The sequence below is a fragment of the Pantoea sp. MBLJ3 genome (assembly GCF_000816655.1).
In the GTDB taxonomy this organism is placed as follows: Bacteria; Pseudomonadota; Gammaproteobacteria; order Enterobacterales; family Enterobacteriaceae; genus Pantoea; species Pantoea eucalypti.
Window position 1 is genome coordinate 284,139 of record NZ_JSUT01000005.1, and the last position, 19,239, is coordinate 303,377.

At 54.3% G+C, this 19,239-nt stretch carries 23 protein-coding genes; 20 read left to right on the forward strand and 3 right to left on the reverse strand.

What is annotated here, in order from left to right; genetic code table 11:
- The first annotated feature begins 34 nt into the window (after nt 1-34).
- The 8 genes from NP77_RS07875 to NP77_RS24005 are packed head-to-tail and all read left to right on the forward strand — an operon-like array spanning nt 35 to nt 6,377.
- Complete coding sequence (locus NP77_RS07875) at nt 35-1,444, forward strand: DNA circularization protein (protein ID WP_039659690.1); 1,410 nt, start codon at nt 35-37, stop codon at nt 1,442-1,444.
- The gene (locus tag NP77_RS07880) at nt 1,441-2,514 is read left to right on the forward strand and encodes a phage baseplate assembly protein (protein ID WP_039659692.1); all 1,074 of its coding nucleotides are present in this window, start codon (nt 1,441-1,443) and stop codon (nt 2,512-2,514) included. Before NP77_RS07875 ends, NP77_RS07880 begins: the two co-directional genes overlap by 4 nt.
- Nucleotides 2,514-3,071, forward strand: a complete 558-nt coding sequence (locus NP77_RS07885; RefSeq protein WP_082040835.1) for a phage baseplate assembly protein V — start codon at nt 2,514-2,516, stop codon at nt 3,069-3,071. Before NP77_RS07880 ends, NP77_RS07885 begins: the two co-directional genes overlap by 1 nt.
- On the forward strand, nt 3,068-3,481 hold the full coding sequence (locus NP77_RS07890) for a phage GP46 family protein (RefSeq protein ID WP_039659694.1): 414 nt from the start codon (nt 3,068-3,070) through the stop codon (nt 3,479-3,481). The genes NP77_RS07885 and NP77_RS07890 overlap by 4 nt, the downstream gene beginning before the upstream one ends.
- The gene (locus NP77_RS07895; RefSeq protein WP_039659696.1) at nt 3,474-4,541 is read left to right on the forward strand and encodes a baseplate J/gp47 family protein; all 1,068 of its coding nucleotides are present in this window, start codon (nt 3,474-3,476) and stop codon (nt 4,539-4,541) included. The genes NP77_RS07890 and NP77_RS07895 overlap by 8 nt, the downstream gene beginning before the upstream one ends.
- Nucleotides 4,532-5,113 carry a YmfQ family protein gene (locus NP77_RS07900; protein ID WP_039659698.1) on the forward strand — a complete coding sequence of 194 codons (582 nt, stop codon included), beginning with the start codon at nt 4,532-4,534 and terminating at the stop codon, nt 5,111-5,113. The genes NP77_RS07895 and NP77_RS07900 overlap by 10 nt, the downstream gene beginning before the upstream one ends.
- A gap of 2 nt (nt 5,114-5,115) precedes the next feature.
- Nucleotides 5,116-5,946: a glycine-rich domain-containing protein gene (locus NP77_RS07905; protein WP_052250636.1), complete on the forward strand. Its 831-nt coding sequence runs from the start codon at nt 5,116-5,118 to the stop codon at nt 5,944-5,946.
- On the forward strand, nt 5,946-6,377 hold the full coding sequence (locus NP77_RS24005) for a tail fiber assembly protein (protein WP_039659700.1): 432 nt from the start codon (nt 5,946-5,948) through the stop codon (nt 6,375-6,377). Before NP77_RS07905 ends, NP77_RS24005 begins: the two co-directional genes overlap by 1 nt.
- Nucleotides 6,378-6,451: 74 nt before the next feature.
- Here NP77_RS24005 and NP77_RS07915 read toward each other — a convergent pair whose 3' ends face one another.
- Complete coding sequence (locus tag NP77_RS07915; protein ID WP_039659702.1) at nt 6,452-7,939, reverse strand: hypothetical protein; 1,488 nt, start codon at nt 7,937-7,939, stop codon at nt 6,452-6,454.
- A 294-nt stretch (nt 7,940-8,233) separates the two neighbouring features.
- On the opposite strand from NP77_RS07915, the gene NP77_RS07920 reads away from it, so the two are divergent.
- Nucleotides 8,234-8,473: a hypothetical protein gene (locus NP77_RS07920; RefSeq protein WP_039659704.1), complete on the forward strand. Its 240-nt coding sequence runs from the start codon at nt 8,234-8,236 to the stop codon at nt 8,471-8,473.
- Nucleotides 8,474-8,475: 2 nt separating this feature from the next.
- On the forward strand, nt 8,476-8,799 hold the full coding sequence (locus NP77_RS07925; protein ID WP_039659706.1) for a phage repressor protein: 324 nt from the start codon (nt 8,476-8,478) through the stop codon (nt 8,797-8,799).
- Nucleotides 8,800-8,926: 127 nt separating this feature from the next.
- Here NP77_RS07925 and NP77_RS07930 read toward each other — a convergent pair whose 3' ends face one another.
- A complete protein-coding gene (locus NP77_RS07930) occupies nt 8,927-9,736 on the reverse strand; it encodes a hypothetical protein (protein ID WP_039659708.1) in 810 nt (269 codons plus the stop codon).
- A gap of 433 nt (nt 9,737-10,169) precedes the next feature.
- The gene (locus NP77_RS07935; RefSeq protein ID WP_039659709.1) at nt 10,170-11,105 is read right to left on the reverse strand and encodes a formate/nitrite transporter family protein; all 936 of its coding nucleotides are present in this window, start codon (nt 11,103-11,105) and stop codon (nt 10,170-10,172) included.
- A 242-nt stretch (nt 11,106-11,347) separates the two neighbouring features.
- Here NP77_RS07935 and ccmA point away from each other — a divergent pair, with 242 nt between their 5' ends.
- The 10 genes from ccmA to mlaA all read left to right on the forward strand — a co-directional run bounded on the left by ccmA (nt 11,348) and on the right by mlaA (nt 19,228).
- Nucleotides 11,348-11,965 carry a cytochrome c biogenesis heme-transporting ATPase CcmA gene (gene ccmA, locus NP77_RS07940; RefSeq protein ID WP_039659710.1) on the forward strand — a complete coding sequence of 206 codons (618 nt, stop codon included), beginning with the start codon at nt 11,348-11,350 and terminating at the stop codon, nt 11,963-11,965.
- Nucleotides 11,965-12,624 carry a heme exporter protein CcmB gene (ccmB, locus tag NP77_RS07945; protein ID WP_008926500.1) on the forward strand — a complete coding sequence of 220 codons (660 nt, stop codon included), beginning with the start codon at nt 11,965-11,967 and terminating at the stop codon, nt 12,622-12,624. Before ccmA ends, ccmB begins: the two co-directional genes overlap by 1 nt.
- A 67-nt stretch (nt 12,625-12,691) precedes the next feature.
- Nucleotides 12,692-13,432, forward strand: coding sequence for a heme ABC transporter permease (locus tag NP77_RS07950; protein WP_008926499.1), 741 nt, complete (start codon nt 12,692-12,694; stop codon nt 13,430-13,432).
- A complete protein-coding gene (ccmD, locus tag NP77_RS07955) occupies nt 13,429-13,662 on the forward strand; it encodes a heme exporter protein CcmD (RefSeq protein ID WP_039659712.1) in 234 nt (77 codons plus the stop codon). The genes NP77_RS07950 and ccmD overlap by 4 nt, the downstream gene beginning before the upstream one ends.
- The gene (ccmE, locus tag NP77_RS07960; RefSeq protein WP_008926498.1) at nt 13,659-14,144 is read left to right on the forward strand and encodes a cytochrome c maturation protein CcmE; all 486 of its coding nucleotides are present in this window, start codon (nt 13,659-13,661) and stop codon (nt 14,142-14,144) included. The genes ccmD and ccmE overlap by 4 nt, the downstream gene beginning before the upstream one ends.
- Nucleotides 14,141-16,099 carry a heme lyase CcmF/NrfE family subunit gene (locus NP77_RS07965; RefSeq protein WP_008926497.1) on the forward strand — a complete coding sequence of 653 codons (1,959 nt, stop codon included), beginning with the start codon at nt 14,141-14,143 and terminating at the stop codon, nt 16,097-16,099. The genes ccmE and NP77_RS07965 overlap by 4 nt, the downstream gene beginning before the upstream one ends.
- A complete protein-coding gene (locus NP77_RS07970) occupies nt 16,096-16,653 on the forward strand; it encodes a DsbE family thiol:disulfide interchange protein (RefSeq protein WP_039659714.1) in 558 nt (185 codons plus the stop codon). Before NP77_RS07965 ends, NP77_RS07970 begins: the two co-directional genes overlap by 4 nt.
- Nucleotides 16,650-17,102: a cytochrome c-type biogenesis protein gene (locus NP77_RS07975; protein ID WP_003853088.1), complete on the forward strand. Its 453-nt coding sequence runs from the start codon at nt 16,650-16,652 to the stop codon at nt 17,100-17,102. Before NP77_RS07970 ends, NP77_RS07975 begins: the two co-directional genes overlap by 4 nt.
- The gene (ccmI, locus tag NP77_RS07980; RefSeq protein WP_003853087.1) at nt 17,102-18,313 is read left to right on the forward strand and encodes a c-type cytochrome biogenesis protein CcmI; all 1,212 of its coding nucleotides are present in this window, start codon (nt 17,102-17,104) and stop codon (nt 18,311-18,313) included. Before NP77_RS07975 ends, ccmI begins: the two co-directional genes overlap by 1 nt.
- 150 nt (nt 18,314-18,463) lie before the next feature.
- Nucleotides 18,464-19,228, forward strand: a complete 765-nt coding sequence (gene mlaA / locus NP77_RS07985; RefSeq protein WP_003853085.1) for a phospholipid-binding lipoprotein MlaA — start codon at nt 18,464-18,466, stop codon at nt 19,226-19,228.
- Nucleotides 19,229-19,239: the final 11 nt, after the last annotated feature.

Sequence of the window (19,239 nt, forward strand, 5' to 3'; positions counted from 1 at the left end):
GCTCCGGCGGGTTTTTTATTGCCCGGAGTAAGCCATGAGTTGGAAAGACAATCTGCAGGATGCCTCGCTGCGGGGCGTCCCGTTTAAGGTAGATGAAGATGAGGCCACCTTTGGCCGCCGCGTACAGGTGCATGAGTACCCGAATCGCGACAAGCCGTGGGCAGAAGATTTAGGGCGTGCGACGCGCCGGTTCAGTGTGCAGGCATACCTGATTGGTGATGACTACTTTGAGCAGCGCAACCGGCTGATTGAGGCTATTGAAAAGCCGGGTTCCTGTACGCTGGTTCATCCTTACTATGGCGAGATGACCGTAGTTGTGGACGATGCTGTGCGCATCAGTCATTCCCAGAACGAAGGCCGCATGTGCCGCGTCAGTTTCAGCTTCATTGAGTCGGGCGAACTCTCCTTCCCGACCGCAGGTCTGGCAACCGGCCAGAAATTATCTTCTTCCGTTTCATTCCTGGATGACGCCATTTCATCGGCTTTCGGTGCCTTTGGTATGGATGGCATGCCTGATTTTCTGCAGGACGGCGTTCTGGATGAGGCCAGCGGCATGTTCAGTACCGTAACGAGCGCTTTTCAGTATGTGGATTCAGGTGTCAGCGCGGCTTCACGTCTGCTGCAGGGAGATTTATCAGTGCTGCTCAGCCCTCCATCCAGCGGCATGAGTTTCGTCAACCGGCTGCAGACCATGTGGCGGGCAGGCTCACGGCTGACCGGTAACGCTTCCGACCTGATGTCGATGATTAAGGGGCTGACAGGCGTCACCGTCGATTCAGGACTTGCCCCGCGCGGCGTCTGGAATACCGACAGCAAAACGGCTCAGACGCAGACCATCCAGCGAAACTATGTGGCGCAGGCGGTGCGAACCACGGCAATCAGTGAAGCGTCCGCAGCGGTAACAAACCTGCCTCAGCCAGCAAACCGCACCGTCACGCGCCAGCAGGACCCATTGCAGCCGGTCAGAGTTTCGCATCCGGCCGTCACCAACATCCAGCCGGTATCTGGCGTCACCTCCGCAGTGTCAGCATCCACTGCAGCGACGACTACAGATTCAGCTTCATTGACGTCCGTCACCACCGCCTCTGCCTCATCAGGAGTCACATCATCAACCGACAGCGGGACCGTCATCACATGGGATGACCTGGCTCAGGTGCGTGACAGCCTCAACGAAGCTATTGATCGTGAGATGGAGCGAGTTTCCGATGACGGCCTGTATCAGGCGCTGGTTACCGTGCGGACTGACCTTAACCGGGATATCTCAGCCCGACTTGAGCAGGTCGAGCGCATGACAGAGCGCATGCCGTCACAGGTGATGCCTGCACTGGTGCTGGCCGCTGACTGGTACGACTCCGCATCCCGCGCCGGTGACATTACCGCACGCAACGGCATCCGCCATCCCGGCTTTGTGCCGGTTCAGACACTGAGGGTGCCGGTACGATGAACAACACCGTTATTCTTCGCGTTAACGGGCAAGAGTGGGGCGGCTGGACATCGGTCCGGATCGCCGCCGGCATTGAGCGTATCGCGCGCGACTTCACCGTTGAGATTACCCGCAGCTGGCCGGGTGATACCGACCAGGCAAACCGCAGTAACCGGATTAAAAACGGTGACCTCGTTGAAGTCCTGATAGGCACAGACAAAGTGCTGACCGGCTACATCGAGGCGACGCCGGTCCGGTATGACGCACGCAGCATCAGCGTGGGAATCTCAGGGCGCAGTAAAACCGCTGACCTCATCGACTGCTCAGCCACGCCGTCGCAGTACGCCGGTCGCTCGCTTGCACAGGTAGCCGCAGAGCTGGCGAAGCCGTTCAGCATTACCGTGGTGGATGCAGGCGGTGCATCAGGTGCTTTACAGGGCGTTCAGGCTGACCAGGGGGAAACGGTCATGGACGTGCTGAATAAGATGCTGGGCCTGCAACAGGCGCTGGCCTACGACAACGCAGAAGGCAATCTGGTTATCGGCGGCATCGGCAGTCAGCAGGCCCACACCGCTCTGGTTCTGGGTGAGAACATTCTTTCCTGCGATACCGAAAAGAGCATCCGCGACCGGTTCAGCGACTATCAGGTGTCCGGTCAGCGAAAGGGAAATGACGATGATTTTGGCGAGGCGACAACCACTGCAATTCGCTCAAAGACCATTGATGGCGGACTGAAGCGTTACCGCCCAATGATTATCCGTCAGACCGGCAACGCCACCACGGCAACCTGCACTGCGCGCGCAGAGTTTGAGATGCGCCAGCGTGCCGCCCGGACTGATGAAGTGACCTACACCGTGCAGGGCTGGCGACAGGGTGACGGCTCACTCTGGCTACCTAACCTGCAGGTAATCGTCTTCGATCCCATCCTCGGCTTTAACAATCGCCAGATGGTCATCGCTGAGGTCACCTATCAGCAGGATGAGAACGGCACTATCACGGAAATCCGGGTCGGACCGCCGGATGCTTACCTCCCTGAACCGGCTAAGCCCGGCAAGCGTAAAAAGAAAAAGACTGAAGAGGATGATTTCTGATGGCAAACCCGATGTCAGGTATGGGCCGTGCGCTGTCTAACCTGCTGGCCCGCGCCGTGGTTCGCGGACTGAACACGGCGACAAAGTGCCAGATGCTTCAGGTTGAAATGGCCGGGGGCGAGGGGAAAAGCGATATTGAGCACATGGAGCCTTACGGCTTTACCGCGGCGCCCCTGACCGGAGCTGAGGCCGTGGCCGCCTATTTCGACGGTGACCGTTCTCATGGTGTGGTGCTGGTCGTTTCTGACCGTCGCTACCGCATCAAAAACCTGACGTCCGGTGAGGTGGCGGTATATGACGATCAGGGGCAGTCGGTCACGCTCACGCGCGAGGGGATAATCGTCAACGGTGCAGGAAAGCCAATCACCTTTACCAACGCGCCTAAAGCCCGGTTTGAAATGGACATCGAGGCGACAGGTGAAATTAAGGATAAGTGTGATTCTTCCGGTATTACGATGTCAGCGATGCGCGTTTCTTACAACGATCATACGCATAAAGAAAACGGCTCTGGCGGCGGCACTACCGACGCTCCAACCCAGAAAATGGTGGCGTCATGATAATCGTCGTAAATGGCTCTGAGCAGGATGCAACCTGGCCGACCGACCCGCTTACCAGAGCCGTAATTGTTTCGCTTTTCTCCTGGCGAAAAGCCGAGGCTGATGATAATCCCACTCAGGATAACGGGTGGTGGGGCGACAGCTTTCCGACAACTCAGAATGACCGCATCGGATCGCGCCTTTATCTCCTCAGTCGTGAAAAGCTCACTAACAAGACAGCGCTCAAAGCCCGTGAATACATCAGCCAGGCGCTGCAATGGCTTGTCGATGACGGCGTGGCCGTGCGCGTGGACGTGACAGCAGAGCGCACAGGTATCAGCACTCTCAACGCCGCTATCGTCATCAGTCAGAAAGACGGAAACCGGGCAACTTATTCATTTAACGATCTATGGAGTGAGCTAAATGGCTGACAGTGGATTTACCCGCCCGACACTCCCTCAGTTAATTACCGCCGTTCGCAGCGATATCCTTACCCGCCTCGCAGCAGATACGACGCTGGCAGCGCTGAGGCGCACTGATGCTGAGGTATACGGGCGTGTTCAGGCGGCAGCCGTGCATACCGTCTACGGCTATATCGATTACCTAGCACGCAACCTGCTGCCGGACCTTGCTGATGAGGACTGGCTTACCCGCCATGCCAACATGAAGCGATGCCCGCGCAAAGCAGCCACGACAGCGGCAGGCTATGCCCGCTGGGCGGTCGCAATAGCCGGTATCACCGTACCCGCAGGGGTCACCATTCAGCGTGACGACCTGGTGTCGTTCACCACTACAGCAGCGGCCACATCAGCTGGCGGCGTGCTTCGAGTGCCTGTTGTCTGCGATACGGCGGGTAAAGCCGGAAACACGGATGACGGTCTGGCTATGCGTCTGGTGAGCCCGATTACAGGTCTTACCTCAGCTGGCGTAGCGGACAGCATTCAGGGTGGTGCTGACGTGGAAGACCTGGAAGTCTGGCGCGCGCGTGTCATTGAGCGCTGGTACTGGACGCCGCAGGGTGGCGCTGACGGTGACTATGAGGTGTGGGCTAAAGAGGTTGCGGGCATTACCCGTGCGTGGACTTACCGTCACTGGAGCGGCCGAGGAACGGTTGGTGTGATGGTGGCTAACAGCGACCTGATTAATCCGGTTCCGGACGCCGCAACTGTAGCGGCTGCACAGGCTTACATCGAGCCGCGGGCTCCCGTGGCCGGCGCCGATATCTATGTGTTTGCGGCAGCGCCGCACACGGTTAACTTTCAGATTCACCTGAACCCCGACACCACGGCGGTTCGCTATGCCGTTGAAGCTGAACTGCGATCAATGATGCTGCGCGACGGTGGCCCGGAAAGTGTACTGAAGCCGTCGCGCATCAGCGAGGCAATCAGTATCGCAGCCGGCGAGTACAGTCACACGCTGGTCAGTCCGTCTGCTGACATCACTATCGGTAAGGGTGAGCTGGGCGTTGTGGGGACTATCTCATGGATTTAACGGCGCAGTACCGGCAGATGCTTGGCGCACTCCTGCCGCGTGGTCCTGCATGGGATGCCGATGACCTGCTGCTGACTGGCCTGGCTCCTTCGCTTGCAGTGCTTCACGGGCGCGGTGACGCACTGATGCTGGAAACCGACCCGCGCTCCGTAACGGAGCTTATCGACCGGTATGAGGAGATCAGCGGATTACCTGACAGCTGCGCACCTCCGGGTGTTCAGACGCTTCAGCAGCGCAGGCAAAGGTTAGATGCAAAGCTGAACCTGGCGGGTGGAATAAACGAAGCTTTTTATCTGGAACAGCTTGAAGCGCTGGGGTACACAGACGTCACCATCACCCGATATAAAAAGAGCCAGTTTACTTGTCTCTCAGTATGCACGGATTCTTTGTATAGCGAAGAGTGGCGCTACTACTGGCAGGTCAATATGCCTGCTGCAACTCAGATAACCCCGATGACGGCAATCAGTAACGCCACTGACAGCATCAGAACATGGGGAGACACGACCGCTGAGTGTGTTCTTAACAAGCTTTCCCCGTCACACACCTACGTCATTTTCAGATACCCGGAGTAACCATGCATCGTATTGATACATCAACCGCGCAGAAAGATAAGTTCGGCTCGGGAAAAAACGGATTCACCGGCGGTAACCCGCAGACAGGTGAGCTCCCGACCGCACTGGACGCTGACTTTTTTGATTCCGTCCAGGAGGAGATCGCAGCCGTTATCGAAGCTGCCGGCATTACCCTGGCAAAAACAAATAATGCACAGCTTGTCGCAGCAATCAAGTCGCTTACAGGACCGGGTCGCCTTCTCAATATCCAGTCATTTCCAATAACCAGTAATTACGTTCCTGTAGCTGGAACAAAAAAAGTGCGTGTGAGGGCGTGGGGTGCAGGGGGGGCAGGCGCCGGAACAGCAACCGCAGGAGTAGGCGCGGCAGGCGGTGCAGGCGGGGCTTATGTCGAGGTTACGATAGATTTGTCGGGTCTGACATCAATTCCTATTACCGTTGGCAAGGGAGGCACAGCAGTGCCGGCAAATAGCTCAGCTTCAGGAGTGGCTGGAGGGGACACCTTGATTCCATTGCTTGGAGTTACTGCTAAAGGCGGCGGTGGCGGCAGTGCTGTTGCTGCTGCAATCGGCGGAACCCCAACCTCTTCAAAGGCTACTGCTTCTTTGCTTGTAAAAGGACAGGACGGACAAGGATCAGCAATTACGAGTATTGGCGGCCAGGGGGGCGCAGCATTCGCGAGCTCTGCGGGTGTGGCCCGAACAGGCTCCAGTAGTGATAACGGTGGATACCCTGGCGGTGCAAGTGCAGGAGCTTCGTATCCATCAGGTGGCACGCCAAGAGGCTCAGGCGCTGGTGCGGATGGCCTGGTTATTATTGAGGAGTACGCATAATGAGTGACCGTTACGCAATCGTCGTTGAGGGTGTGGTACAAAACATCATCGCATGGGATGGTGAGACAGAATATGACGTAAAGCAAGCAGGCTATGGTGATAAAGCTGAGCTGATGGCTCTGGATGAGGACTCATCGGTAAATGCTGGATATCTTTATAACGGGAAATCATTCTCAGCGCCTCCGCTTACTAAAGAACAGCAGGCAGCTCAGGACGCGTATGCGCTGACAGGAAACCTAAACCTCAAGTCTGCGCTGATGGATGAAGCAAACCAAAAGATATCAGTCCTCCAAGATGCTGTTGATCTGGAGATGGCAACAGAGGATGAAGCTGCATCCTTGCCTTTATGGAAAAAGTATCGTGTGCTGCTTAATCGTATTGATGCTAATACGTCAAATCAGGTCACATGGCCTGAAAAACCCAAGTCATAATTAAACGCTAACCTTCTGGTGTTTAATAGTATTAAATATGAATGGGGCATCAATGCTGCCCTTCATATCTTTAATTAGTGTATTTGCCTTTCTAGTAAGCCGCCTCTATATACATCAATGGATGTTATTCTTTGGAGGTCTTTAAATGGTATATCCCCGTTTATTACAATAATCGGGCATTCACCTTTATCGTTCTTTTCATTTTCAGTTGGCAGCCTCTCCCATACAGAACGTCCCATAATCAAGTTAAGGTAAGCTCTTACTCGGGTGCTATTGTAGATTGATGCGCAATCATAACCTTCAACGGCCATCGCTTTATTCGCTATGGCAACATTGGCTGTTTGCGCATCCTTCCAGTTTCTGAACTGGCCAACATCAGATCGATATGTGGCAAATGATAAGATGCAAGAGATAATAGTTAAAGTCATTGACGCAAAGAGCCATCTCCCTTTACTGACCAGAAAGATGTGACACATCATTATTGAAATGATAAATGAAAGCTTTAATCTATCAAACGTGTAACTCGTTGCATGCTGCGCGAGGATTATGTTCTCAATCAAAGAAAATGCCAACAAAATTACCATTAGATTTTCTAAGTCGTTGCGCACTCCCTTATTCATTAATTTTGAAGTTGTAAACGCAGGGATGACAATCAAAAACAAACTGTAGGACTGGTAATATCCAGCAAGCAAGGCCCTGAAATCCGCTCCGCCACCACTCCTTACTGAGAATCTCGCAATCGAAGCCGAAATAAACTCTCCTAGATCAAGAGTCATGTATAGCTGAGTAGCGAATGTCACAGCAGCTACGAACATTGATGCCAGCAAGGTAAAAGCTAACCTTACGTCTCTTCTTTTTTTACTTGCCAAAAAGTAGGTTGCTGATAGACCGCCAATAACGTAACCGGTCCACTCCGTCATGCACAGAAGGCATAAGGAAATTCCTGATGCTATTGACCATGCATTTTTATTACTTGCAATTAACTTGCAGATTGAAAAAACCAATGTAGCAATAAACAGTTGGCTAAGTGATTGAGGCCAATATAGTAACCCTGTAGAAGCCAAAGACTCTCTTGATAAAATCAATGGAGAGCACGCCAATGCTATTAAAATGGCTTGGGTTTGATTTTGTGGCTTGAACACTTTTAACAATGTGAAGAAAAATATCAAAGATGATGATGCCAGAATGATGAGGTTTAAAACCAAAAGGTTCATTATTGAATAGTTCAAGCCAAGTGCTTTTATGAATAAAGCTGGAGCTAAAAAACCAACCGATGGGAAGCTTGTGTATATGTACGAGCCTGACTTATCACGAACTGCCGCACCCCAGGGTATACCCTTATTTATATCACCACCCTGAGTTACCACGGGCAAAAGGTGGTGTTCACTTATCGAGCCTTCATTCAGAGATTTTGCAATAAGCAATGAGTGATAGGACGCCTCAATATTCTCAATGGCTTCATTTTTACTGACATCGATATATTTTATGGATGAGGAAATAATAATCATGGCACTTATAATTAACAATCCAAACAAAAAACCTCTGCGTTTATATTCAGCCATGACTACCTATTCCATAAGTTAAAGTTGTTAAAGTTAGCTAGGTTCGATCTTATCATCAGTCATATATACACACCTATAAAAAAGCCCGGCGACCGGGCAATGACTCATCCGCTCCTGTCTGAGCAGGCTACGGGGTGGGTAATTTGATGTTAGTCACCCCCAGCCGAAGCCGCCAACCAAAAATATCCTTTACTGTCATGCCCTTTACAAATCTGTGGCTCACTTCAACTTGATCAAACCCATCGATCGATATTACTGTTTATCCATACAGTACTTATCAGAGGAGGATTTAGCATGGCAAGAGAGAGCGACATACGCGGCGCATTCATGGCTGCAATAAAAAAAGACAGTAAGGGGCGGCAGATAGTCACTACAGCTGCATTCCAGAAGCACCTGGACGATGTGAACCACGTATGGACGCTGCAGGAGTGCAACCGGTGGATACGGTACTATCAGAACTTCTTCTTCGAGTTGGTCACGGAGCAGAGTGAGAACAAGACCTGGGCGCTCCGCAATATGGGATACGTGAGGTAGCTATGGGATTTCCATCACCTGCAAGTGACTATGTTGAAAAGCGCATCGACCTGAACGACATATTGATGCCTCACCGCAACAACATGATTCTGATTGAGACGCCGGACGGGTTCGTTCTGGCCGACAAATCAGTGAAGCCAAAACCGGGCGATAAGGTCGCATTCCAGCTCGGTGAGTTCCCTCAGCTGGGAAGGCTATTCCGAACGGGCATCATTACCTTGGACGGTGAGACGATCGACGGAGAAGGGCTGGAAGGGATTATCTTACTGGGTAAGGTGACGGCTCAAGTCTTGGCTGTTTATGAGCCATTCCGACCTACGATTTAACTTGATTGGGATATTTGTCGTAAAAAAAGCAGCTATAAGTAGCTGCTTTTATTTAGTAATTTCTAGGTGGAGGGGGACACCCCTTTAACCTTTAAATTCCATGACTATGTTAAAGGCAAAAGCGATCTTACAAAGATTCAAACCATTTAAGGTGATCAACGACAGTAGATACTGTCATCTTAGTTGCATGATTATTTGCCTGAGTTTTAGCTATAGCCTGTCCACGAGAACGCTTCTCTTGCAGCGTACGTTTTTTGTCAGCCAATGAAGCTACTACTTGGTTTTCCGCTTTTTCAGTGTACATGTCATGTGTCTCCCTCATAGTCTCCACAAGGGTAAGTTTAAGATTTATAAAGTATTTATCGTCAATTGGAAGCATTGTGCCATGAACGGTTGAATTTTGAACCCATTCAAGTTTGTGCACTTTACCACCAGAACAACCATCTTGGCTATAAGCATAATTCATTGCGCAGATTATGCCACACGAATGAGAAAAAGCCCTTGGAGGAGTTTTATTCCTTTTCTTATGCGCATAAACAGCGGCGTGATAAAAAAACGAGCCAGCGTAAAAACCCCCGCTTCCAAAGGAGTAGATACCGTTAGCCTTATGGCTGGGATAGTAGACATGAGGCTTAGATTTTAGGTTGCCATTAGACAGCGTCAAAGTCACAGAGTCGTATTCAAGTTCGAAATATGGGTCGTACATATTGAACAGGTTGTAGAACTGCTGCCCCGTTATCAGTCCACTTAAAAGTGCTTGATAAAGCACTATTGCTATGTGACTACCTGCCATAAGCGTAACTAACATTTCTCCAGTCTTAGGGGAGTGATGTAGTATAAACTTATCTTCTTTTATGTCGTTGATTTCGAAGCCGTTTATAGACCATTTCGAATCGCAGGCAGCAAATGCGGTTGGCTGATAAAACACGGTAGTCATAAATAAATCCGTTTTTTATTCTAATTTAACGAATTATTTACGGCTTACAAGCCTTAAAAGTTTAGCGAAAGAAGATTTATTTTTATTATTGCGTACATTTTTAAGTACTTTATGGTGGGTTTTATTGTAATTTTTTATATAAAAAACAAATGCTTGTTTTGTTTAATCGCTATATCCATTTATACTAAGAGGACAGCGGCGTGCAGTATAGCGAAACAGTCCTGAACATTCACCAGGTTGCCGCGCGTTTGCTCATTACGCCAGCAATCCCGATTTTCTGCACTGGACGCGGTTAAACATGACGCGCGCAGATCGTTCACGCTGAAAAGATTCTCTGCTTCAGCCTGACGGTTTGATCTCAATATCATAGGTTCAGCCAGCATGCCTGAAAGGCAGACAAAACCGGTAAATCAGCCTTGTCTGCCCTTGCCATTTATTCCGCGTTTTCCTTCTCTTCACGCTGGCGGCGTTTTTCCTGCTTCCGCTTCTCAGCTTTTGCTTTGGCCACAGCGGCTTCACTCATGTCATTGCGAATCTGTGCATGGCTGATCAACGCAAAAATCAGGGTGCCGCCAGTGATGTTGCCGAGCAGCGTCGGCAGGGCAAACGGCCACAGGAATTCATGCCAGCTAATGCTGCCGTTAAACACCAGATAGAGCACTTCTACTGAGCCCACGACAATGTGCGCCAGGTCGCCCAGCGCAACCAGCCAGGTCATCATCACAATCACCAGCAGTTTCGCGCCGCCCGCAGAGGGGAACATCCAGACCATGGTGGCGATAATCCAGCCGGAAATGACCGCATTGGCAAACATCTCGCCTGGGGTGTTTTCCATGACCTTCATGCTGATGTCGGTAAACGCCTGACGGGTGGCCTCGTCAAAAATCGGCATCTCATTGAAGGCCAGCGCACCCAGCGCTGTACCAATCAGGTTACCCAGCAACACAATGCCCCATAACCGTAACAGCAGGCCCGTGTTACCCCAGGTGGGTTTGTGCATCACCGGTAATACGGCGGTAACGGTATTTTCGGTAAACAGCTGCTGGCGCGCCATAATGACAATAACAAAACCAAAGGTATAACCCAGATTTTCCAGCAGGAATGCACCCGGTACGCCATCCAGATGCACCTTAAATATCCCCTTGGCCATCAGCGAAGCGCCCATGGACAAGCCTGCCGCGATAGCTGACCAGAGCAGCGCCATCCCGTCGCGCTCCAGCTCCTTTTCCCCATCCTGGCGAATCTCTTCATGAATCGCAGCCGCGCGGGAGGGTAAAGCCTCCTCATCAACTTCGATGTCAGTGCCCTTGTCCTTCTCTTCGCTCTCTACGTCGTTAGGACCCTGCTCATTACCTGATGAAGGCTTCATATTTTCTCCTGGTGATAGTGCTGTAACGTTATAAGCGTAGCCGTTTTTTATTTGCCGGAAATGTAACGTCCGATGCGAATAAGCGTAACAACGTTTTTCGGAACTGCATTTTTATTCAGACTGCTGATGAAAACGCACGAATAATCCCTTACCAGCGAAACTGAGCGCTGGCTCACACTTCGGCCCACAGCAACATTGTGGTAATATCCCGGCCACTTTTAGCTGGTGCGACTCCCCCTTCAATGCTGGAAATCATTACACTCACTTGTGCATACGACGAACGGTCGCTGTTCCGGCGGCTCTCATTTCGCGTATCCGCAGGTGACATTGTGCAGATTGAAGGCCCCAATGGTGCCGGTAAAACCTCGTTGCTGCGCCTGCTGGCCGGGCTGAGCCGTCCTGAAGAGGGTGAAATACGCTGGCAGCAGCAGTCGATCCTGCGTCAGCGTGAAAGCTGGCATCAGGCGATGCTCTATCTGGGTCATCAGCCCGGCGTCAAAGGCGTGCTCACGCCACTGGAAAATCTGCGCTTTTACCATCCCGATTGCAGTAATGCGCAGATTTTTGCTGCGCTGGAAAGTGTCGATCTCACGGGCGACGAAGAGGTGCCCGTCAGCCGGTTGTCGGCAGGGCAGCAGCGTCGGGTAGCGCTGGCACGTCTGTGGCTCAGTCAGGCTCGCGTATGGATTCTTGACGAGCCGCTGACCGCCATCGACAAAGCGGGTATTGAAAAATTAATGACGCAGTTCGCCCGGCATGCCGATAACGGCGGTGCAGTGATCCTGACCACCCATCAGGATTTGCCTGCAGAGGTAGCGCGGGTGCGTAAAATTCGCCTCGGCGATGTGGAGGCAGAGTGATGCTGTTTCGCCTCATCCAGCGTGAATTACGCATCGCCTTTCGTGGCGGCGCGGATGTCGTCAATCCACTCTGGTTTTTCCTGATCGTCATTACCCTGTTTCCTTTAGGTATCGGACCGGACCCGCAACAGCTGGCTCGCATTGCACCGGGCGTTGCCTGGGTTGCTGCGCTGCTGGCGTCGCTGCTGGCGCTGGAGCGTCTGTTCCGTGATGACTTCAGCGATGGCTCGCTGGAGCAACTGGTGTTGCTGCCGACGCCGCTGCCGGTAACGGTTATCGGCAAAGTGGTGGCGCACTGGCTGGTCACTGGCGTGCCACTGATTATCCTGTCGCCGCTGGCCGCGCTGCTGCTGTCACTGGATTTTAATGGCTGGCGGGCAATGGCCCTGACGCTGTTGCTGGGTACGCCAACCCTGAGTTTTCTCGGTGCGATTGGCGTGGGTCTGACGGTGGGTTTACGGCGCGGCGGCGTGCTGCTGAGCCTGCTGGTATTACCGCTGGCTATTCCGGTTTTAATCTTCGCCAGTGCGGCGATGGAGGCGGCCAGTCAGGGGTTGCCGATTGGCGGCTATCTGGCGATTCTTGGCGCTATGTTGATGGGCAGTGCGACACTCGCGCCGTTTGCTACGGCGGCGGCGCTACGCATCACGTTGCAATAGCCACTTTGCAATAACCGCGCGTACAAGACGCGGCAACACTCTTTTATCGTTAATGTGAGCATTTGATATGTGGAAAGCGTTACATCAGCTGGCCAGACCCGAACGGCTTTATCAGTTTTCGGGGCGACTGGTTCCGTGGTTCGCCATCGCCGGGCTGGCGGCGTTGCTGCTGGGCTGGGTCTGGGGATTTGGATACGCACCCGCTGACTATCAGCAGGGCGACAGCTTCCGCATCATGTACATTCATGTGCCCGCTGCGATGTGGTCGATGGGGGTTTATGCTTCAATGGCCATCGCCGCCTTTATCGGCCTGGTGTGGCAGATGAAAATGGCCGATCTGGTTTCCGCCGCCATGGCTCCGGTGGGTGCGGTTTTTACCTTTATTGCGCTGGTCACCGGCTCGGCATGGGGCAAACCGATGTGGGGCACGTGGTGGATCTGGGATGCCCGCCTCACATCAGAGCTGGTACTGCTGTTCCTCTATATGGGCGTGATTGCGCTGTATCACGCTTTTGATGACCGCCGCACCGCAGGCCGGGCAGCGGGTATTTTGATTCTGGTCGGCGTGGTCAATCTGCCGATCATTCACTTCTCAGTGCAGTGGTGGAATACCCTGCATCAGGGCTCGTCGGGCATTCTCCAGCAGGCGATTGCGCCGGTTATGCGCACGCCGCTGCGCTGGGCAATCCTCGGTTATCTGCTGGTCTTTATTACGCTGACGCTGATGCGACTGCGTAACCTGATTCTGTTAACCGAACGTCATCGTCCCTGGGCGATTGATGTGGCGAAGCGGGGGGAGCAGGCATGACTCCAGCCTTTTCCTCCTGGCACGCCTTCTTTGCGATGGGCGGTTACGCTTTCTACGTCTGGCTGGCAGTGGCCTGCACGTTGCTTTCACTGATCGGCCTGACGCTGCATACCCTGTTACTGCGCCGCCGTTTGCTGGCGGAGATTCGCCAGCGTGACGCACGTGAACGTCGCATCCGGGCAGCAAAATCGAAAAAAGCCGCGACTGAAGCGGCAGGAGAGAAGTTGTGAATATCCGTCGACGCAACCGCCTTTATGCGGCCCTGGCGATCCTGCTCGGTCTTGGCCTGGCCACCGCGCTGGTGATGTATGCGCTGCGCTCAAACATCGATCTCTTCTATACCCCAGGCGAAATCCTCTACGGCAAAGGGGAGGCGCACGAGAAGCCCGAAGCGGGACAGCGGCTGCGCGTCGGTGGCATGGTGATGCCCGGCAGCGTCCGGCGCGATCCGAAAACGCTGGCTGTGTCGTTCAAACTTTATGATGCGCGTGGTGTGGTCAGCGTCAGTTTTGAAGGGATCCTGCCGGACCTGTTCCGTGAAGGGCAGGGCGTTGTCGCGCAGGGCGTGCTGGCGGCGGGCAACCAGGTGATCGCCAAAGAGGTTCTGGCAAAACATGATGAGAAATATACGCCGCCGGAGATTGAAAACGCGATGAAGAGTGATCAAACCGGCCCGCAGTCGCGCTATCAGGTGGGAAATAAATCATCATGATGCCCGAAATCGGAACCTTTCTGCTCTGCCTGGCGCTGGGCCTCTCCCTGTTGCTGAGCAGCTATCCACTGTGGGGCGCGGTGCGCCAGGATGCCCGCCTGATGGCGATGGCGCGTCCGCTGGCCTCGGGTCTGTTTGTCTGTATCGCTGCGGCGTTTGCACTGCTGGTCTGGGCCTTTATCAGCAACGACTTTACCGTTGCCTATGTCGTCACCAACTCTAACAGCCTGCTGCCGGTTTACTATCGCATCGCCGCCACCTGGGGCGCACATGAAGGATCGCTGCTGTTGTGGGTGTTGCTGCTGAGCACCTGGACACTGGCGGTGGCGATATTCAGTCGTGGTATGCCGCAGGATGCGCTGGCACGCGTGCTGGCAGTGATGGGGATGATCAATCTTGGCTTCCTGCTGTTTATCCTGCTGACGTCTAATCCGTTTGGCCGCACGCTGCCGGACTTCCCGATAGACGGCCATGACCTGAATCCCATGCTGCAGGATATCGGCCTGATCTTCCATCCGCCGCTGCTCTATATGGGCTATGTCGGCTTTTCGGTGGCGTTTGCGTTTGCCATCGCCTCACTGATGGCTGGCCGGCTGGATACCGCCTGGGCGCGCTGGTCACGCCCGTGGACGACTGCGGCCTGGGTCTTTCTGACCATTGGCATCGTACTGGGATCGGCGTGGGCCTATTACGAGCTGGGCTGGGGCGGCTGGTGGTTCTGGGATCCGGTTGAAAATGCGTCGTTTATGCCGTGGCTGGCGGGCACCGCCCTGATGCACTCGCTGGCGGTCACTGAAAAGCGTGGCACCTTCAAAGCGTGGACTGTGCTGCTGGCGATTACGGCGTTTTCGCTGAGCCTGCTGGGGACGTTCCTGGTGCGATCCGGGGTGCTGGTGTCGGTGCATTCCTTCGCCTCCGATCCGGCGCGCGGGATGTTTATCCTCGCGTTTCTGGTGATTGTCATCGGCAGTTCGCTGCTGCTTTACGCCATCAAAGGCGGGCAGGTGCGTGGCCGGGTACAGAATGAAACCTGGTCGCGCGAATCATTTTTGCTGGGCAATAATGTGCTGCTGATTGCCGCGATGCTGGTGGTCCTGCTCGGCACGCTGTTGCCACTGGTACATAAGCAACTGGGGCTGGGCAGCATTTCGGTCGGCGAGCCGTTCTTCAACACCATGTTCAGCTGGCTGATGGCGCCGTTTGCGCTACTGATGGGAATCGGACCGCTGGTGCGCTGGCGTCGCGATGAACCGCAAAAGCTGGCAAAACGGCTGGCACTGGCGCTGATCGTGACCCTGGCCTGTTCCATGATCATTCCCTGGTGGTTGCAGGATCGCATTGAGGCGATGACCGTGGTTGGCCTGCTGATGTCGCTCTGGATTATTGTACTGACACTGCTGGAGCTGCACGAACGCGCCACCCATCGTCACCCGTTCTTTGCCGGATTACGTCATCTGTCACGCAGTCACTGGGGCATGGTGCTGGGCCATCTGGGCGTAGGGGTCACGGTGATTGGCATTGCATTCAGCACGCAGTACAGCGTGGAGCGCGATGTGCGGATGAAAGCAGGCGATAGTGTCGATATTCATCACTATCACTTTGTCTTCCGTGGTGTGCAGAATCTGCAGGGGCCGAACTACAGCGGCGGCATGGGTATTATTGATGTCACCCGCAACGGCAAACATGAAGCAACACTGCAGGCGGAAAAACGCTTTTACACCGCTGCCCGCACCATGATGACTGAAGCGGCGATCGATGGCGGTTTCAGCCGCGATCTCTATGCGGCGCTGGGCGAAGAGCTGGATGATGACAGCTGGGCCGTGCGCATTTACTACAAACCCTTTGTTCGCTGGATCTGGTTCGGTGGCGCACTGATGGCGCTGGGTGGCCTATTCTGCCTGTTCGATCCCCGCTACCGTTCGCGCAAAAAAGCGGAAACGGAGGCGCGGACATGAATAAGAAAATCCTGTTCATTCCCCTGATGCTGTTTCTGCTGCTGGCGGCGGCGCTGCTGTGGCAGCTGACCCGCAATGCCGAGGGTGACGATCCGACCCGACTCGAATCTGCGCTGATTGGCAAACCGGTGCCGCTGTTCCGGCTGGAAGCACTGGATCAGCCGGGCAAAATCTACGATCAGCATGTGCTGACGGATGGCAAGCCGATGTTGCTGAATGTCTGGGCGACCTGGTGTCCGACCTGCCGCGCAGAGCATCAGTATCTGAATACGCTGGCGGAGCAGGGCATCCGCGTGGTGGGGCTGAACTACAAAGACGATCGACGCAAGGCCGTTAACTGGCTGAACACGCTGGGCAATCCCTATGCGCTGAGTCTTTATGATGGCAACGGTATGCTGGGACTCGATCTTGGTGTCTATGGCGCGCCGGAAACCTTCCTGATCGACGGCAAAGGAATCATTCGTTATCGCCATGCGGGCGATCTGAATGTGCGTGTCTGGGAGCAGGAAGTGAAACCGTTGTGGATGAAATACAGCGCGGAGGCGGGATCATGAGAACGCTGTTACTGCTCTGCGGCCTGCTGTTCAGCATCAATCTCTGGGCGACCATCGACACGCTGCAATTTGACTCGGTAGCCCAGGAAGAGCAATACCGTGACCTGACTGCGTCGTTGCGTTGTCCGAAATGTCAGAACAACAGCATCGCCGACTCGAATGCCATGATTGCCGCCGACATGCGATTAAAGGTCTACGAGCTGATGAAGCAGGGCCAGAGTCGCCAGCAGATCATCGACTATATGGTGGCGCGTTACGGCAATTTCGTCAGCTATTCGCCACCGGTCACGCCCTCCACCCTGATTCTCTGGGCGGGCCCGGCGCTGTTTGCGCTACTGGGCGGCGCGGTGATCATCCTGCGCAGCCGTCAGCGTAAAACCCGCAGCGAGCTGGATGAAGATGAGCAACAGCGTCTTAATGCGCTACTGAAGTCAGACAGGAAGCCGTAATGAGTGCATTTTGGATCACCCTTTTTCTGTTACTGCTGGCAGCCTGCACGCTGTTTATGGCGGCGGGCTGGCGGCAACGTCAGGCCAGCACAGGCGATCGCGATCGTCTTAATCAGCGCTTCTACCATCAGCGCATAGATGAGCTGGCGCAGGATGAAGCGCAGGGCGTGGTCGCTGAACGTCCGCTGATGGAGCGGGAATTACAGCAGACACTACTGGCGGATATTCCGCCGTCACAGGCAATGCAATCACACACCAGCAGCCGCTGGATTTTGCTGCCAGGCCTGATTGTACTGATTGCGGTCTCGCTGGGCACTTATCTGAAAACCGGCGGCCTGGCACAATTCACTGGCTGGATGCAGGTGCAGCAGGCGTATCCTGAGCTGCGTGCCCGTCTGATGGACCCTGGCGCTAAACCGCTGAGCATGGAAGAGCTGGCGCGTTTAGAGCTCGGATTGCGTACCGCGTTGCAAACAGAACCGGATAATCTGGCCGACTGGACGATGCTGGGGCGGCTCGGCATGGTGCTGAATAATACAGAGATCGCCAGTCAGGCCTTTGAGCATGCTTTACAGCTGGCCCCCAACGATCTGGCGCTCAAACAGGATTATGCAGAGGTTCTGACGCGATCTTCTGACCCGCAGGATAACCGGCAGGCGTCACTGCTGCTGCAATCATTGCTGAAAGCAGATCCGCACAACCTGCGGACGCTGAGCCTGCTGGCGTTTAATGCTTACGGACAGCAGCAATACGATCAGGCTATCGACGCATGGCAGACGCTTTTAGCTCTGTTGCCTGCCGATGACAAGCGGCACGCGATGATCGCCCGCAGCATTGAAAAGGCCAGAAGTGAGGCAGGGCAGCAGAGTCGTCAGCTGGCGCTGACCGTGACGCTGACACCTGAGGCAGAAAAAATGTTACCGCCAGACGGAGTGTTGTATATTTCGGTTTCTGACGGGGATTCACCCGTGCCGGTGGCGGTTAAGCGGATGCCGCTGAGTCATTTCCCGCTGACGCTGACGCTCGATGACAGTAACGCCATGATGCCAGATCGCCTGCTTTCGGCGCAGCATCAGGTCGCAGTAAGGGTGCGCGTTTCACGCGATGGCAGCGCCAATCCGCAGCCGGGTGACTGGCTGGGGCTGAGCGCCGTAACGCCCTGGGATGGGCATCAGTCCATCGCGGTAGAGATCAATAAGCAGCTTCCCTGAACGTAAAAATTGATAATGTTAACAATGATGCGTGCCATTGCCTGCTGCCTCTGGCACAAAGTCAGCTATGCTCATCGGGTAAGCCGATTCGACTCCGGGCTGTGACCTGAACGATGGGTAGACCTTTTTCATCCGCACAGGGAGATTGGAATGAATTATCGCCTGACCAGCCTGGCTGTGGCCAGCGTCCTTCTGGTGGGTTGTGCCAGTTCAAAGCCCGCGAATAGCGATCCTGCCGGGCGCAGCGATCCATTCGAAGGCTTTAACCGCACGATGTTTAACTTTAACTACAATGTGCTGGATCCGTATGTGTTACGTCCGGTCGCTGTCGCCTGGCGCGATTATGTGCCGGTTCCGGCACGTACCGGCCTGAGCAATTTCCTTGGCAACCTGGAAGAACCTGCCAGCATGGTCAACGCCATCCTGGTGGGTGACGGGCGCGATGCGGGTATTCACTTTACCCGTTTCTTCCTGAACAGCGTGCTGGGCCTGGGCGGTTTCATTGACGTTGCCGGTAAAGCGAACCCGGAACTGGCGCGTGAAGAGCCGCACCGTTTCGGTACTACGCTGGGTCATTACGGCGTTGGCTATGGTCCTTACGTTGAACTGCCTGCCTATGGCAGCTTTACGGTTCGTCAGGATGGCGGCGACTACGTTGATACCCTCTATCCGATTCTTGGCTGGCTGACCTGGCCGATGTCGATCGGTAAATGGACGCTTGAAGGGATCGAGACCCGTGCGCAGCTGCTGGATTCCGATGCGATCCTGAAACAGCAGAGCGATCCTTACGCCTTTATTCGTAACGCTTACTTCCAGCGTCACGACTTCCTGGCGCGCGGTGGCAAGCTCAAGCCGGAAGACAACCCTAACGCAGCCGCGATTCAGGATGACCTGAAGGATATCGACGCGCAGTAAGTGCAGGATCC